The sequence below is a fragment of the Nodularia spumigena CCY9414 genome (assembly GCF_000340565.2).
GTDB classification, from domain to species: Bacteria; Cyanobacteriota; Cyanobacteriia; order Cyanobacteriales; family Nostocaceae; genus Nodularia; species Nodularia spumigena.
Map to the genome: position 1 here is coordinate 1,611,600 of NZ_CP007203.1, position 16,804 is coordinate 1,628,403.

Sequence of the window (16,804 nt, forward strand, 5' to 3'; positions counted from 1 at the left end):
AAGTGGGATAAACCGAGGTGTAGAGTTTATTGTGGAGATAGCCCAACGCACCCCAAGGCAAGGGTTCCGTGCCTCGTAGCCCTGGGTGATGTAACTGACAATAATCCGGCTCACCTACGGGCAATCACCAACCACGACAAAGGGGTTATTTAGGTCTTGGGCAACGGTGATGAGAATGCGTTCGGTGAGTTCTTGACGATCTCCATTCTCGTCGAAGCTAATGGTCTTACCGTCGGCAAAGACCCCACTGCGGGGGGCATTGCCACTGGCGGCTAACCCATCCAGCTTCTCGCGAATTTGTGGTGAGGTGACTTCTCCGGTAAGGGTTGGCAGCAACACTTGAATGGCTTCATAGGATGAGGCAGTGGTGCGATTGACGCTGCCAAACCAGTATTTCTGCTCGGTCTCGGCGACAAAGCTTTCTGGCGCACATTGTCTGTGCCAGTCAGTCGCCAGAAAGAGAGTTTTGAGATTCTGCAAACCGCCAGAGGGACTAATAATTTTGTAGTTGTAGAGGGGATTGGAACCCAACACTATTTTATTGCCAGCATTGGCTCTAATGATCTCTAGCGCTCGATCAAATGCGTTGCTATTGCCATTTCTGCCGTCAGGAATCACGATTAAGGCGTTGACATCTGGAACTTGTTTGAGAGCTTGTTCCGCATCAAACTCAGGGACATCCAAATCAAAGTTTTGAACAATTTGGATGCTTTTTCGACCCAAAGCCAGCTTAAACGCCTGGAACAAGTCCTTACTGTACGGGTCCGCTGGGCGGTAAAAAATTGCCACAGTTGAGCTAGGGTTGCCCAACCCGGACTGCACCAGTTGATTGACCAACGTCTTGGCCTCGATGCCGGTCGATGCAACGGTTCTAAAGAATAAACTGGATTCTCCGCAATCTTTACGGATATCTGCCTTGGTACTGAGGGGGGAAACGACCACTAGGGATGCGTTGTTATAAGAATGTTTCATAGCTTCGCAGGTGCTATCGCTGAGATAGTGTCCAACCACAGCCAAAATGCTCCGCCCATTCAACCTCAGTTTGGTGATGGCTTGTGCAACGGCTTTAGCTTCTTCACGATTATTGCGATCATTGGCAATGACAACTTCTAAATTAACGTTGGGCAGTTCTGGTCCTACAGCTTTGTCTTGAGCCTGGGCAATGCCGAAGAGCATTTCACGACCGATATTAAATGCTTGTCCCTCGGAATTCGTCAGGGGAACGACGGCGGCGATGGTGTAGATGGGTTGCCCGGCCTGGTGTCGCAGTCTGACTTCGGCATTATTTTTGTAGATCAACACCAATGGGTCATGTAGGGCGCTGATGGCCTCTTTATACTCGACACTCTGGCGATTCTGGGTAAATTTCTGCTGGTTGGCTTCGGCCTCGGTGCGAATTTGGGTAAAGCGGTTTCGGGCGATATCATAGCTGCCGTCGGCAAATGCTTGAATGCCCTGGCTCTTAAGTTGGGCGTATCTCCCACTGAGTTGGGGGCTGCCCTCAAGGTTGAGGTTATCTCCAATGCTGATGAGTTTATCTGTAGTAATCTTGTCTATTGGTGGTGGTAAAAAGTTGTTTATAATGAGGTAACTCACCCATCCTGCTAATCCTAATAAGGCAGTTATCCCAACCAATAATAATAATTTATATAATGGAAATTTTTTATTAATTGGTTCTGTTTCTCCTTGAGGAGCAGTTGGAGGAGCAGTTGGAGGATCAATTGGAGGATCAATTGGAGGATCAATTGGAGGATCAATTGGAGGATCAAGCTCCTCTATGCGATCAATTTCTGATCTGACCTCGCTGGCTGACTGAAATCGCTCCCCAGGATGAGGGCGCAGCATTCGATCTAAAATGTTAGCTAAATTCTCATCAACAATCTGAGGATATTGTTTTCTCCAATACCATTGATTATTAATAGTATCTTGGAACTTATGCGGAGCTTGACCTGTTAGCAATTGAACGCAAGAAGCAGCGAGTGCATATAAATCACTGGATGGATAAACTTTTTTTTCGGCGCGTTGTTCTGGGGGAGCATATGCTGGAGTCCCAAACACTATAGATTTTTCTGGATAAGTCTCTCCTCTAACCACTTGCTTAACTGCTCCAAAATCAATTAAAACAAGCTTTTGCGTATCTCGCTCTCGAACAATATTACTAGGTTTAATGTCCCGATGAATAACCTGTTCCTTATGCTCATGAATGAATTGTAAAACGGGCAAGATTTGCTTTAATACATCCAAAATCTCTTGTTGTGAGAATCTGCCTTTTTTCTTGAGTTCTTCACTTAAATCTTCACCTTCAATATATTGTTGAACTAAATAATTCAACTCTTTTTCAGGATATGAGTGGCTAGCAGGTGCAGTTAAGCAAAAAGAATCATATAACGTAGGAATATTACCACTGTTATCGCCTAAAGACTCTAGAACTTTAGCTTCCCGTTCAAAGGCTCTTTTGATTCCTTCAACAACTTTAGGATCATAATATTTATTAATGTCTAATCGCTTGAGAACACAGAGGCGTTGACTAATTGAATCTAAATCAATGGCTTTAAAAGTAGCTCCAAATCCTCCCTGTGCCAAAGTTTCGAGAGGTTGATAACGTCCTCTTCTTCCTTTTAAGATTAACGGCATCCCACAGGCTTGACAAGACAGTGGCATTTCTGGGGTTGTGCGAGGATTTGGATCGTCTGGGAAGTCGTTTATAGGCTGGGGGCAGCTCGGCCTGGTACAATGTATTTTCATGTAGATAATTTTTTCACATCATATCAAAAGTATACCCATGCCAAACTAATTATCAGATGAACATATAGTTGGGCGCATCTATGGCTACGCGACGCAAGCTATGATAGAGAATTGGTATTAGTTGTGCGTGAGTAGATTGCGGACAATCTCACCAATACTGGTACTACTTAGTCGACATGGATGTATTTTTTGTCAATGCCTCAGTGCGACAATATGACATTTTGTTTTGCCAAAAATTACCTGTAAGATATTTCTTGCCGAACCTGCATTCAGGCAATGATTTAGTTTAAGGATGTGCTATAATATGTCTTCTGTTTCCAAAACTGTGCAAAATCGTGATGTCCGTGAGTTGGGTATTAACCCCAATCACTGGTATGTGGTTGCACGTAGTAGTGAAGTCACCAATAAGCCGATAAATGTGGTAATTTGGCAGCAAGCGATGGCGCAAGCGCCCGCCGCAGGCATCGCACTTTATCGAGACAGTACAGGTAAAATTCACGCCCTAGAAGACCGTTGCCCCCATCGCCAAGTTAAACTGAGTCACGGACAGGTAATTGGCAATGAATTAGAATGTGCATATCACGGTTGGCGTTTCAATTCCGCCGGTGAATGTGCGGCTGTTCCCTACTTAGCAGAAAATCAGAAATTACCCACTTGTGAGATTCGCCATTACCCAGTTAAAGAACAAGATGGTTTTATTTGGTTATTTCCTGGAAAAGCTGAACCATCTGTAGAACCTCTGGGTTTACCAGAATGGGAACATCTCAATTATATTGCCACAGTTTCAGTAATTCATACTCAAGCCCATTATTCTTATTTAATTGAGAATTTAATGGATATGTATCATGGACATTTACATCAAGATTTGCAAGCTTGGGCAGAAGCATCATTACAAGATATTGATGAAAATAATTATCGTGTAGATGCTCATTATATCGCCCAAAGTTATTACAAAATTGATAAAATTTGGTCAATATCGCAGTTATTTTTTCCCGCACTGAGAAAATTACATCCTGAACCCTTAGATGTGAGTTATGTTTATCCTCACTGGGTTTCCACCTTGGGAAAAGATTTTAAAATTTATTGTTTATTATGTCCAATAAGTGAAACCGAAACCAAAGCGTATTTAATTCATTTTACATCATTAAATTCTTTTTGGAGATTGCATAAATTGCCTGTATGGTTTCGGCGATTTATTAAAGATAGTTTATTTGGTGCAGCGCAAAAGTTACTTGATGGTTTGGTAATTCAAGATGTGAAGATGATTGAAGAAGAACAGCAAGCGTATTTGCAAAATCCCCAAAGGCGCAATTATGAATTAAATCGGGCGTTAGTGAGTGTACAACGTTTGATGCGGAATCAAAACATAGAAGACTGATGTAAAATACCTATTAAACCCTCTTACCTTGGCGTTCTTTGCGTCTTGGCGGTTCGTTTTTCCAATAGGAACAACAATTGTGCTTCTGCTGTTGGGTGGAGATAAAAGCAGTCAAGAAAAAGATATTTGTAAGGCACAGGAGTATTGGGCAGAATATGAAGAAAGTGAAAATGCCAACCAGTGATAGCTATCAGGATTATCTAATTGAATCACTTCAAGACCCCGAAGAGGCGGGTGCTTATATCGAGGCCATATTAGAAGCTGAAAATCCTGAGACTGAACTGTTAACCTCAGCCTTAAAAGATGTCATTGATGCACAGTTGAAGATGAATCATCTTTCTGCACAAGCAAAACTAAAGTGGGAAGAATTAAATCAGATGCTGTTAAAGAGTGGTGGTGCTGAAATATACAGTTTGCTAGGATTATTAGATGCTTTGGGATTTAAACTAGAGGTAAGAGAAAAATCATGAGGCTGAAGGTTCATCTCTATAAACTATTTACTGATAAGCAAACATTTAAATTACCTCAAAATCAGGATGATTCATGATGACAATAACGCCAAGTATTGAAGAAATCAAAACTATGATTTTTCAGCTACCAGTTGAAGAACTCATCACACTAATTTCTGCAATTGAAGAAAGGCTGGAAACCTTGACAATAATGCAACTGGCAGAAACTGGATTTCAGGAATGGAACGACCCAGAAGAAGATATTTATAATGCAATACCGTTCAGTTAGCGTCGAAAACCTTAAAATGTGTAGGTTGGGTTGAGAAACGAAACCCAACATTTCCGGGGGCTGAAGGATAAACTATAGGACTCATATTTGATTTATGAAACACACGTAGGGTGTGTTATCACGAAGTGTAACGCACCAAGAAATGGAGAACGGTGCGTTAGGCTAAAGCCATAACACACCCTACATATACTTAGATTTTTTCAATAATCAAAAAGGACTAAAGTCCTTACTACAAACTATGAAAGCGAAAAAGCCGAAAACTAACGTATTAAACCAGCACGTTGGAAGATGGTATGGGGAGTAATTTTTAATTCTGGTAATGCTTCATGGCTAATGATTTGATTACCTCGAAAGGTGAGAGGAAGAGAAGAAGCTGTAAACAGAGTGATAGTTTGAGATATTGTATCTACTATCCAAACCAGCAAAATCCCAGCTTGAAGATAATAAGTAGCTTTTTCAATCATGTCTCCAAAAGTTTGACCAGGAGAAATAATTTCGATAACTAATTCTGGGATAACAGGACAAGCTTCATCTTTAAGCCAGTCAGCAGGAAGACGGTTATAGGAAATATATGTTAAATCAGGGACGGGTAGCCAATTTTCTTGATTTCTTGTTAATTTTATCCCCCATTCCACTACAACGCGACCTTTTTCTTGCGCCCATGTGGATAATAGGATAAATAATGCTCCTGTGGTTGCGCCATGAAAAAATTTAGGAGACATTTGCTCATTTTTATATTTCGGTACAGCTTCACCGTTAACAAACTCATAAGCAAGTTCACTTTCGGGAAGTGCAAGAAATTCTTCGAGAGTGAGTTTGGTTTTTAGTTGAGTCATGGTTAGTTTTGGTGGGTTCAATATTCCCGACTTCTATGATAACTGAAGTTCGGTTTAGACCCGGATTTCTCACTGTTTCCATCCCCGTTAGGGGAAGAGGTTATGGAAAGCTTTCTACGCTGGCTTTTGTTCGCCCGCTTGTGCGAGAGTTTCCATCCCCGTTAGGGGAAGAGGTTATGGAAAGTTGCACTGCAATCTTGCAGTTTGCCATTAAGAGAGGGTTTCCATCCCCGTTAGGGGAAGAGGTTATGGAAAGTCAGAAGATCGGTTCTACAATCTAGAGGAAATTTCGTTTCCATCCCCGTTAGGGGAAGAGGTTATGGAAAGCATTGGTTTCATGTTCGGAGCAAAAATGGATTTTTAGTTTCCATCCCCGTTAGGGGAAGAGGTTATGGAAAGTAATTATAGCAGATGCGCGAATTCAACTTCGCGTAGATTGTTTCCATCCCCGTTAGGGGAAGAGGTTATGGAAAGCAGGCTATGTTCTTAGCGTTACTTATTGCCTTCAGGTTTCCATCCCCGTTAGGGGAAGAGGTTATGGAAAGCATAAAAAGGTCATCGTCATCGTATGCCATGAGATGGTGTTTCCATCCCCGTTAGGGGAAGAGGTTATGGAAAGGCAGTCGCACAGGTGCTTGCAGATGAGGGGTTTCCATCCCCGTTAGGGGAAGAAGTTATGGAAAGTGGCGGGTGCAATTCTGGCAGGCCTTCAGCTTGTCCAGTTTCCATCCCCGTTAGGGGAAGAGGTTATGGAAAGACCAAATTCAAAGACACGTAGAAGGGACCGATCTTTCGTTTCCATCCCCGTTAGGGGAAGAGGTTATGGAAAGTTGATGTACGCATTATTCGTACAACTAAATCAAAACGTTTCCATCCCCGTTAGGGGAAGAGGTTATGGAAAGTAAAGCCCACATCGTGAAGGTGGGTGAGGTAATGCCAAGGTTTCCATCCCCGTTAGGGGAAGAGGTTATGGAAAGACGTTTTGTCCTCACCAGGGCAAAGGGTTCAATTAAAGTTTCCATCCCCGTTAGGGGAAGAGGTTATGGAAAGGAAGAACAGCCGATGTCCACCTGGGCGGCGGTTGGATTAGTTTCCATCCCCGTTAGGGGAAGAGGTTATGGAAAGTTATGGAAGATTTATATAATAGTCTCCTTGAGTTTCCATCCCCGTTAGGGGAAGAGGTTATGGAAAGGCGGCTGTTGTTCGCTCAACACCTCTTACACGGGCGTTTCCATCCCCGTTAGGGGAAGAGGTTATGGAAAGTCCGCTTTGAGTTTGGCTTTCGTCCCGACAGCCATTGTGATGTTTCCATCCCCGTTAGGGGAAGAGGTTATGGAAAGTCAGAGAATTCAATTAAATGAGTGCCTAAAAGAGTTTCCATCCCCGTTAGGGGAAGAGGTTATGGAAAGCAAGAGCTCCTTTATAGTGAAGCGGCCAAGTTGGGGAGTTTCCATCCCCGTTAGGGGAAGAGGTTATGGAAAGTAGTCGCTCAAGTTGAGCGCCCGGCCTAACTCGTTTCCATCCCCGTTAGGGGAAGAGGTTATGGAAAGCCTGGTGGTAAACTTGCAACTAGTATTTTTGCTACTATTAAAGTTTCCATCCCCGTTAGGGGAAGAGGTTATGGAAAGAGTTTAGTTCTGGAAGCCTTGCTAGTCAAGGGTTTTAGCCCCCCCAATCGACACCAGTTTTTGCAGTGTCAATAACTCCCAAGAAATTCTCAATAACTCGTGAACTTTAGAGACTGGAAAGCTTACTGTGCAAGCAATCGACACCAGTCAACGAAATTATGCGGTTTTCAAGGTTCGGGGTAGTGGTGTCGATGAGTTTTAACTCACCTAATAAAATGTAAAATATATTGCCTGAAATTGTCAAGTTGTCTTCTGCAACTATTTCGGCGATAAAGACTAGATTACAGTCTGAACCTAGATAATTGACGTGAGGTACAAGCAGTCATAATTAAACGCAGATGGACGCAGATAAACGCGGATAGTTTTGTACCTTTTTTTTTTCTTCCTACCTTTGCGCCTTTGCGCCTTTGCGTGAACCTAATTCATATTTAAAATCAGCAACACCAGATAATTAACCTATATAATCACCGTTCTGCCTCGGACAGGGCAGAATAAAGATAGTAAGAGTGCCAAACTTCTATGAGTTATTGCCTAAATTCCCATTGTCCCCAGCCAGAAAATGCTGCTGATGCCAAGTTTTGCTTGAGTTGTGGTTCCAAGTTACTGCTGAAAGACCGCTACCGCGCCATTAAACCTATCGGACAAGGTGGTTTTGGTAAAACATTTTTAGCGGTGGATGAGGATAAACCTTCTAAACCGCCCTGCGTAATTAAGCAATTTTACCCCCAAGCCCAAGGTACTAATACTTTGCAGAAGGCTGTGGAGTTATTTACTCAAGAAGCTGTGCAGTTAGATGATTTGGGACAACATCCCCAAATTCCCGCACTTCTGGCGTATTTTACCCAAGATGACAGACAGTATCTGGTACAGGAATTTATCAATGGGCAGAATTTAGCCCAGGAATTGGCACAAAATGGGGCTTTTAGTGAATCGCAGATATGGCAATTACTTCAAGATTTATTACCAGTTTTACAATTTTGCCATTCTAGAGGTGTGATTCACCGGGATATTAAGCCGGAAAATATTTTGCGAGACAGCAATGCTAAATTAGTCTTAGTGGATTTTGGTGCTTCTAAATCTGCCACTGGTACGGCTTTAAATCAAACAGGTACGAGTATTGGTACTCCGGAATATGTCGCCCCGGAACAAATGAGGGGTAGGGCGCTTTTTGCCAGTGATATCTACAGTTTAGGGGCTACTTGTGTTCATCTTTTAACTGCGCGATCGCCTTTTGATTCTTATAATATTAACAATGATACTTGGATTTGGCAGAAATTTCTCCAAACTCCCCTCAGTTCTGGGTTAAATCGCATCCTGGAAAAGATGCTGGTAAGTATCCCCATGCGGCGTTATCAAACAGCAGATGAAGTCCTCAAAGATTTAAATCAGTCGCCAGTAGTCGCTACTCCAGCAACCACAGCAAAACCAAAATCAACACCCACTTCTGTGAGTAAATCTTCTAGTAAACCTGATTTGGAACTGGAAGAAGTGAAAACTCAAATTTTGGGTACTGCTAAACCTCAACCAAATCAACCACAACCACCAAAACCCATTTCTCCACCACAACCACCAAAACTAATTTCTCCACCTGCTAATAACACCTCAGAAGATAAAGATTTAGAGGAGTTAAAAGCTAAATTTATGGGGAATAACAAATCACCAAATCAATAGTTACACGAATTTTTTTTATCACGCAGAGGCGCAGAGGCGCAAGAGAAGAAATATGAGGAATAACCTAGTAAAATTAAAGTGGGTTTATTTAGCTTCTATTGCAATTGTCAATTTTAATTCTGCTGATAGAAGCTCGACTCGCATGAAACCGAGTAATCTGGGAAAATTAAGTCTGTCTATCTGCTAGGTAATTTGCAATCAGTATAATGATACAAAGTCAGTCGGAAGTTAAGCGTGTAGAAGAATTGCGCCAGTTGTTGCAACAAGCTAGCTATGCTTATTATGTCTTAGATGCTCCCATGATGGAGGATGCTGTCTATGACCAGCTTTATCGCGAATTACAAGAGTTAGAAATTAAATATCCAGAATTCATTACACCTGATAGTCCGACTCAGCGCGTGGGTGAGAAACCAGCTACACATTTTACTTCGGTACGCCATAATATTCCTCTCTACAGTCTGGAAAATGCTTTTAATATTGATGAATTGCAAATATGGGATCAGCGTTGGCGGCGACAAACACCGAAAATAGAAGCGGTGGAATATGTCTCGGAACTCAAAATTGATGGTTCGGCTTTGGCTTTGACTTATGAAAATGGGATTTTGGTTCGAGGTGTAACTAGAGGTGATGGGGTAGTGGGTGAAGATATTACCCAAAATGTGCGGACAATTCGTTCTATTCCCTTGCGTTTGAATTTCGCCGGTGCTAAAAGTTTAGAAAAGATAGAAGTACGCGGTGAGGTGTTTTTACCTTTGGAAGTGTTTAAACAAATTAACGCGGAAAGACAAAAAGCCGGTGAACATATTTTTGCTAATCCCCGCAATGCCGCAGCTGGTACACTCAGACAATTAGACCCCCGCATTGTCGCCCAGCGACGCTTGGATTTCTTTGCTTACACACTGCACATTTCTGGTATGGATGATGCCAGTATTGCTAATACTCAATGGGAAGCTTTGGAATTATTGGAAAAAATGGGTTTTCCAGTTAACCCCAATCACAAACTCTGTCGTTCATTAACAGAAGTTGCCCAATATTATCAATCTTGGGATACAAAAAGACTCAATTTACCTTACATGACTGATGGGGTGGTTGTCAAGTTAAATCCTTTTAAGTTACAAGAACAGCTTGGTTTTACTCAGAAATTCCCTCGATGGGCTGTAGCTTTGAAGTACGCAGCCGAGGAAGCGCCCACACGGGTGGAAAATATCTCTGTGAATGTGGGACGCACTGGGGCGTTAACTCCTTTGGCCCAGATGCGCCCGGTACAATTAGCGGGAACGACTGTTTCTCGCGCTACTTTACATAATAGCGATCGCATCCTGCAATTAGATATCCGCATTGGTGATACTGTGATTGTTCGCAAAGCTGGGGAAATTATCCCGGAGGTGGTGCGGGTATTAACAGAACTTCGTCCCGATGATACCGTCCCTTTTATTATGCCCACCCATTGCCCAGTCTGCGGTCAACCAGTGGTGCGAGAATCAGGTGAAGCGGTGACTCGCTGCGTTAATGCTTCCTGTGCGGCTATTCTCAGAGGCGAAATTGAACATTGGGTGAGTCGGGATGCTTTGGATATTAAAGGTATGGGGGAAAAACTGGTACATCAACTAGTAGATAGACATTTGGTGAATTCTGTGGCTGATTTATATGACTTGACAACAGAGCGATTATGTGCATTGGAAAGGATGGGACAAAAATCAGCCCAAAAATTGATTGATGCGATCGCCCAATCAAAAAACCAACCTTGGTCTAGGGTATTATATGGTTTAGGCATCCGTCACGTTGGCAGTGTCAATGCTCAATTATTAACTCAGAAATATCCCACAGTTGAAGAGTTAGCCACAGCGAAGCAATCAGATATTGCCGGTATTTACGGTATTGGTGCGGAAATTGCTCAATCTGTATATCAATGGTTTCGCATTGACGCGAATCATGTTTTGATTGAACGTTTAAAAGCAGAAGGATTACAATTAGCTGCTACTGAGGAAACCACCACAGCTGCTGATGTTAATCAAAACTTAGCTGGTAAAACCTTTGTAATTACTGGCACTCTGCCCAGTTTATCACGGGATGAAGCTAAGGCGTTAATTCAAAAAGCTGGGGGTAAAGTAACTAATTCGGTGAGTAAAAAAACCGATTATTTGCTTGTAGGTGAAGACGCTGGTTCTAAATTAGAGAAAGCGCAAGCGTTGGGAATTACGCAATTAAGTGAAGCTCTGTTGTTGGAGATGTTGTCAAATTAACACCCTTGTAGAGACGCGATTTATCGCGTCTGGTTTATCTTGTTTATATATAAGGGAAGATTTAACGAACACAGATGAACACAGATGAACACAGATAAATTTCAATACAGCAAACTTACTCATAGTCAGGATATTCAGCAACTGGGGTCTATCCTTGAACAGTGTTTTATCATGTCGTCTGGTGATAGTGAAATCTACATGAAGCGCCTGGGTAGGGACAAGTTACGCGCTATTTATCAAGACCAGCAGCTTGTGGGTGGACTAGCAACTATTCCTATGGGTCAATGGTGGGGTGGTCAGTGTGTCCCTATGACTGGAATTGCAGCAGTGGGTATTGCTCCAGAATATCGCGGTAGTGGCGCTGCGATCGCACTCATCGAAAAAACTCTTCAGGAACTTTATCACCAGGAAGTTCCTATTTCGGTTCTCTATCCCGCTACTCAACGTCTTTACCGCAAAGCTGGATACGAACAAGGCGGAAGTTATTGCACTTGGAAAATTTCTACTGACAATATTCAGGTAAAAGAACTATCTTTACTTTTACAGTCTGTAGATCCTCAAAATTATCTCATCTTTCAGGACTTATATCAGCAACAAGCCAAATTCACTCATGGTTATTTAAACCGACATCCCGCAATTTGGCAAGGTTTAACTCAACCAGATGCTCAAGAAACAGTCTATGGTTATTTAATGGGTGACAAAGACCAACCCCAAGGTTATATTATCTTTACTCAAGAACGCACCCAGAATGGCACAATACTAAAGGTGAGAGATTGGACAATGCTTACAAAGGCTGCTATACAAACTTTTTGGTCTTTTATTGCCAATCATCGCTCCCAAATTGACCAGGTGCAATGGAAGAGTTCTCTGGTTGATTCTCTCACATTACTGCTACCAGAGCAAACTGCTAAAATTACCCAAAATCAGCGCTGGATGTTGCGGATAATAGATGTAGTTAAAGCTTTAGAAATGCGGGGTTATCCGCCAGGAATTTCAACTGAACTACATTTAGCAGTTAAAGATGATTTACTACCTGCCAATGATGGTAAATTTATCTTATCTGTCGCTGATGGACGTGGTGAAGTTACCAAAGGCGGTAAAGGTGAGTTGCAGTTAGACATTAAAGGATTAGCACCTCTGTATACCAACCTTTTTACTCCCCAGCAATTACAGCTTACAGCAAAACTCCAAGCTACTCAAACAGCCTTATTAGCCGCTACACAAATATTTACCGCTTCTTCTCCTGGGATGGTTGATTTCTTTTAATTCAGGACTTACGCATAAGTCAGGAAAAAACGAACCACAGAGGCACAGAGTACACTGAGGAATGAGAAAGTGAGCGTTTTTTTTGTGTCAGTCCGATACTTTATTCCGAATTACGAATTACGAATTACTAATCACGAATTATAAATTATGCATCACAGTTCCGGTCGCTGGCGTTTGGGTTTAGCATTATCGCTGTTGACGGTGTTTTTGTGGGGAATTTTACCTATTGCGCTGACGGTAACTTTACAAGTTCTTGATGTCTATACTATCATTTGGTTCCGCTTTTTAATGTCGTTTGCGCTACTGGCTGCGTTTTTAGGGGTGCGGGGTAAATTACCTAATTCTCAACAATTGCGTTCTAGTTCTGGGAAATTATTAGCGATCGCTACTCTATTTTTAGCATTAAATTACTTCCTATTTATGCAAGGTCTAGCCTTCACATCACCGGCTAACGCTCAAGTTCTCATTCAATTATCTACCCTGTTATTAGGTTTCGGTGGTTTAGTGATTTTTAAAGAACGTTATACACTGCGTCAATGGCTTGGTGTGAGTATTCTTACCTCTGGTTATATTGTATTTTTTCGCGAACAACTTTCCAATTTAATTACAGCCCAAGGTACATATATTTTTGGTAGTGCTTTAATTGCTTTGGGAGCAGCCGCATGGGCTATTTATGCTTTGTCTCAAAAGCAGTTATTACTATCTTTATCTTCCCCTCACATTATGCTGATTATTTACGGCGGATGTGCTTTATTATTCACCCCATTTGCTCAACCAGAAACAATTTTTACCTTGAATAAGTTCCATTTATTTATTTTGCTATTTTGTGCTTTAAATACTCTAATTGCTTATGGTGCTTTTGCTGAATCCTTAGAACATTGGGAAGCCTCAAGAGTCAGTGCAGTCTTAGCTTTAACTCCGATTATTACTTTGATTTCAGTGGCACTCGTATCAGTATTTTCACCTTCTCTAATTCCCACAGAACACCTGACTTTAATTGGCATATTAGGTGCTGCTTTAGTCGTAACTGGTTCAATGGCGATCGCCTTGGGAAAAGCTGATTAAATATATTCAAAGTTACATTTAAATACTGAGGTAAACTTAATTATCTTATGCTATCATTCTATAAAACAAAACACTGCTATCTGGGAATCTACAAGTTTGGATACATGACAAATACTAATCATTGATGAATATGCGTGTAATTAAACTCCGGATAAATACAGCCTAGCCTCACAGAAAATTGCTATAACTAGCTGTAAAAATACTTTGCGGTTAATCTCTGAATAAGTGTAAATTTGCTCTACCTATATACTAAATTACATTGAAAATTTCACTTTGTTATCAGGTAAATTCCGAAAAATTTATACAACGAAGGCAAATAGGATTAATTTAACTGTCCAGGGTGTTTAAATAACTACCAAAGCCAACGCCTCGTGAAACAAGATCACCAAAACAGTTGAGCGATGAATAGTTTGTTTGATAATTGGACAAGCACCCTCAGAAGAAATTCGCTCTTGCTGGTTCTGGCAATACTGCTGGTAATATTAGGAATTAATAGTTCTATAATTGCAGCAGAGCGAATTTATGCGACTTTTTCCGCCATAGAAAGGTCGATTTCAGTCACCGCTTTAGAGAAATACGCCGAAGATGGTATAATTAACAAAGAATTAGCATTCTATCAGCAATATCTGCCAACAAAACAATTTCAAGAATTGCAGGGAGTTTTACTCACACCTGTGAAAGTGAGTCCAGATGTGGCTTCTCAATTCCTCTACACACCTGAAGGCGAATTTCTATTACACCGTTTAGCCCAAGTGATTCAACCCGAATCTCGTCAAGCACAACGGGGATTTCACGCTTTAAGATCAGCATTAATTTCAGCAACAGCTGAACCAGGAGGTTTAACTCTATTAAATCTGTTACGCAAATATCCCTATAGCAGCATTCATATTGATTTAAGGCGTAGCTTCGCTATAGTTAGAGAATTAGAAAAAGTAATTAATCAAACTCAACGTGCGATCGCCGCAGTCACAAAACAATCTAATATAGAAGCTGCGACCATTGCAAAACCGCTCAATTTATTGCAACTAGCAGATTTACGTAATCCAGGACAGTTTCACTCGCAAAAACATACACTCATATTTTTTGACTCAAAACGCGATCGCCTATTGCTGACTGATGTTTATATTCCCCATGTTCAGACTCCCGCACCTGTGATAGTCATCTCTCATGGTTTAGGTACAGACAGCAGCAACTTTGAATATTTAGCTACACATCTAGCTTCCCACGGATTAGCCGTAGTTGTTCCTAATCATCCGGGTAGCAGTGCCAAACAATTGCAAACATCATTGCATAAACAAACCAGTCAAGTTATAGAACCAGATGAATTTATAGACCAACCTTTAGATGTAAAATATGTCTTAAATCAACTGGAAAACATCAACCAGTCTGATTCCCGGTTTCAGAGTCGCTTAAATCTGCAACAAGTGGGAATCTTTGGTCAATCTTTAGGCGGTTACACAGCCTTAGCATTAGCTGGCGCTAAAATTAACTTTCAGCAATTAGCACAGAACTGTACACCAGAGGTGCTGCAAAAATCCTGGAATATGTCTTTACTATTCCAATGCAGTGCTTTAGCGTTGAATCATAACCCTAGTCAAGATTATAACTTGCAAGATGACAGAATAAAAGCGGCGATCGCAGTTAACCCCATCACCAGCTCAATATTTGGTAAAGCAGGTTTAAAGCAAATCAAAATCCCGATCATGATTGTCAGTAGTAGTGCGGATACTGTTGCACCCGCTTTATACGAGCAAATTCAACCTTTTTCCTGGTTAACGAACTCCCAAAAGTATCTCGTCATGCTTTTAGGTGGAACCCACTTTTCTACCATTGGCGATGGAAACCCTGGAAGTCAGCAAGTATCATTACCCACAGACTTAGTTGGGGACGCTTCCCAAGCACGTGAATACATGAACGTTTTGAGTTTACCTTTCTTTCAAACTTATGTCAGTGGAAACTCGCAATACCTCCCCTATCTCAATGCAGCTTATACCAACACTATTTCCCATAAATCTCTCGGATTGAGTCTCGTCCAATCCCTCAACCAAACTGAATTAGCACAAGCCCTTACTCCTGATTCCTTCAAACAAAAGTTTCCCAATCCCATAGTCAATTTTGGCTTCTGGATGTTAAATATTGGTATTGCAATAGACATTGAACGAATTTAAATTTCCTTTTTCGCCCGTTATCCATCCCCGTATAGAGAGAAAGTTTAATCTTACAGAAAACCGATGATTTTTTCATTGGTTAAAGTAGAATTATCTGTTATAATAGAAATATTTTACTGTGCAAGGTTTTCTGAACTTAAACAAACCCTTTGACTGGACATCTCACGACTGCGTGGCGCGGGTGCGAAAACTCTTGCGCCTTAAACGTGTAGGACACGCCGGAACCTTAGACCCAGCAGCTACGGGAGTCTTACCCATCGCACTGGGTAGAGCTACGAGATTATTACAATATCTGCCAGAAACCAAAGCCTATAAAGCCACCATTCGCTTAGGTGTGCAGACGACAACCGACGATTTGCAAGGTGAAATCATTAGTTCTCAACCTTGTCCGGGATTGAATTTTGCCGATGTTCAAACGGCGATCGCACAATTTAACGGTAAAATAGAGCAGATACCGCCAATTTACAGCGCCATTCAAGTTGATGGAAAACGCCTATACGACTTAGCACGCAGAGGCGAAACCGTGGAAGTACCTAAACGTACAGTAGAAATTTTTCACACAGAAATTTTAGATTGGCGAGACGGAGAGTTTCCCGAATTGGATGTGGCGATCGCCTGTGGAAGTGGTACATATATTAGAGCGATCGCCCGTGACTTAGGCGCAACCCTAGAAACTGGGGGAACTCTCGCCGCATTAATCCGCACAGCCAGTAGTGGTTTCAACCTTGCAGACAGTCTCACCTTAACAGACTTAGAAACCCAAATACAAGCCGGGACATTTCAACCGAGTCTTCCCGATATCGCCTTACAACACTTACCATCGGTCGCATTACCAGCCATATCTGCTCAAAAATGGTGTCAGGGGCAAAAAATTCCTCAAACTCTCGATTTTTCTGGTATACTCAGAGTTTACGACCAAGAAACTTGCTTTCTCGGTATAGGCAAACTTCAAGACAGCTTGTTAATACCAACAACCGTCTTAAAAAATTAACTTGATTTGCATATTGCGATCGCCTGTACGAGCATTACAGATAACCAGAGTCACAAACCGGAAACTACAGCAAGT

Annotated in this window: 11 protein-coding genes and 1 CRISPR repeat array; of the genes, 9 read left to right on the plus strand and 2 right to left on the minus strand. The window is 41.7% G+C overall.

Going from position 1 to position 16,804, the window contains the following annotated elements:
- Positions 1-114: 114 nt before the first annotated feature.
- The gene (locus tag NSP_RS07085) at positions 115-2,661 is read right to left on the minus strand and encodes a bifunctional serine/threonine-protein kinase/ABC transporter substrate-binding protein (protein ID WP_231859549.1); all 2,547 of its coding nucleotides are present in this window, start codon (positions 2,659-2,661) and stop codon (positions 115-117) included.
- 388 nt (positions 2,662-3,049) lie between these two features.
- Here NSP_RS07085 and NSP_RS07090 point away from each other — a divergent pair, with 388 nt between their 5' ends.
- The 3 genes from NSP_RS07090 to NSP_RS07100 all read left to right on the plus strand — a co-directional run bounded on the left by NSP_RS07090 (position 3,050) and on the right by NSP_RS07100 (position 4,861).
- A complete protein-coding gene (locus NSP_RS07090) occupies positions 3,050-4,123 on the plus strand; it encodes an aromatic ring-hydroxylating dioxygenase subunit alpha (RefSeq protein WP_006197580.1) in 1,074 nt (357 codons plus the stop codon).
- 155 nt (positions 4,124-4,278) lie between these two features.
- Positions 4,279-4,593 carry a helix-turn-helix domain-containing transcriptional regulator gene (locus NSP_RS07095; protein WP_373567410.1) on the plus strand — a complete coding sequence of 105 codons (315 nt, stop codon included), beginning with the start codon at positions 4,279-4,281 and terminating at the stop codon, positions 4,591-4,593.
- 73 nt (positions 4,594-4,666) lie between these two features.
- Entirely contained in the window at positions 4,667-4,861 is a 195-nt protein-coding gene (locus tag NSP_RS07100) for a hypothetical protein (protein ID WP_231859550.1), read from the plus strand.
- A 260-nt stretch (positions 4,862-5,121) separates the two neighbouring features.
- Here NSP_RS07100 and NSP_RS07105 read toward each other — a convergent pair whose 3' ends face one another.
- Positions 5,122-5,697: a Uma2 family endonuclease gene (locus NSP_RS07105; protein ID WP_006197585.1), complete on the minus strand. Its 576-nt coding sequence runs from the start codon at positions 5,695-5,697 to the stop codon at positions 5,122-5,124.
- Positions 5,698-5,771: 74 nt separating this feature from the next.
- A CRISPR array of direct repeats spans positions 5,772-7,325; the repeat unit is 36 nt; unit sequence GTTTCCATCCCCGTTAGGGGAAGAGGTTATGGAAAG.
- Positions 7,326-7,844: 519 nt separating this feature from the next.
- Between NSP_RS07105 and NSP_RS07110 the strand changes: the two genes are divergently transcribed.
- From NSP_RS07110 to truB, 6 genes are all read left to right on the plus strand, one after another.
- A complete protein-coding gene (locus tag NSP_RS07110) occupies positions 7,845-8,996 on the plus strand; it encodes a serine/threonine-protein kinase (protein WP_006197588.1) in 1,152 nt (383 codons plus the stop codon).
- Positions 8,997-9,202: 206 nt separating this feature from the next.
- Complete coding sequence (gene ligA, locus NSP_RS07115; RefSeq protein ID WP_006197589.1) at positions 9,203-11,239, plus strand: NAD-dependent DNA ligase LigA; 2,037 nt, start codon at positions 9,203-9,205, stop codon at positions 11,237-11,239.
- A gap of 84 nt (positions 11,240-11,323) precedes the next feature.
- Positions 11,324-12,505, plus strand: coding sequence for a GNAT family N-acetyltransferase (locus NSP_RS07120; RefSeq protein ID WP_006197590.1), 1,182 nt, complete (start codon positions 11,324-11,326; stop codon positions 12,503-12,505).
- Between the two features lie 147 nt (positions 12,506-12,652).
- Positions 12,653-13,570: a DMT family transporter gene (locus NSP_RS07125; protein ID WP_006197591.1), complete on the plus strand. Its 918-nt coding sequence runs from the start codon at positions 12,653-12,655 to the stop codon at positions 13,568-13,570.
- A gap of 401 nt (positions 13,571-13,971) precedes the next feature.
- Positions 13,972-15,738, plus strand: a complete 1,767-nt coding sequence (locus NSP_RS07130) for an alpha/beta hydrolase (protein WP_006197592.1) — start codon at positions 13,972-13,974, stop codon at positions 15,736-15,738.
- A gap of 118 nt (positions 15,739-15,856) precedes the next feature.
- Complete coding sequence (gene truB / locus NSP_RS07135) at positions 15,857-16,729, plus strand: tRNA pseudouridine(55) synthase TruB (RefSeq protein WP_006197594.1); 873 nt, start codon at positions 15,857-15,859, stop codon at positions 16,727-16,729.
- The last annotated feature ends 75 nt before the right edge of the window (positions 16,730-16,804 follow it).

Excerpts from the sequence above, each read along its gene's own strand:
- NSP_RS07100 (WP_231859550.1), top strand. The coding sequence starts at position 4,667 with ATGATGACAATAACGCCAAGTATTGAAGAAATCAAAACTATGATTTTT.
- NSP_RS07105 (WP_006197585.1), bottom strand. The coding sequence starts at position 5,697 with ATGACTCAACTAAAAACCAAACTCACTCTCGAAGAATTTCTTGCACTT.
- NSP_RS07090 (WP_006197580.1), top strand. The coding sequence starts at position 3,050 with ATGTCTTCTGTTTCCAAAACTGTGCAAAATCGTGATGTCCGTGAGTTG.
- NSP_RS07125 (WP_006197591.1), top strand. The coding sequence starts at position 12,653 with ATGCATCACAGTTCCGGTCGCTGGCGTTTGGGTTTAGCATTATCGCTG.
- NSP_RS07120 (WP_006197590.1), top strand. The coding sequence starts at position 11,324 with ATGAACACAGATAAATTTCAATACAGCAAACTTACTCATAGTCAGGAT.
- NSP_RS07085 (WP_231859549.1), bottom strand. The coding sequence starts at position 2,661 with ATGCCACTGTCTTGTCAAGCCTGTGGGATGCCGTTAATCTTAAAAGGA.
- NSP_RS07130 (WP_006197592.1), top strand. The coding sequence starts at position 13,972 with ATGAATAGTTTGTTTGATAATTGGACAAGCACCCTCAGAAGAAATTCG.
- NSP_RS07110 (WP_006197588.1), top strand. The coding sequence starts at position 7,845 with ATGAGTTATTGCCTAAATTCCCATTGTCCCCAGCCAGAAAATGCTGCT.
- ligA (WP_006197589.1), top strand. The coding sequence starts at position 9,203 with ATGATACAAAGTCAGTCGGAAGTTAAGCGTGTAGAAGAATTGCGCCAG.
- NSP_RS07095 (WP_373567410.1), top strand. The coding sequence starts at position 4,279 with ATGAAGAAAGTGAAAATGCCAACCAGTGATAGCTATCAGGATTATCTA.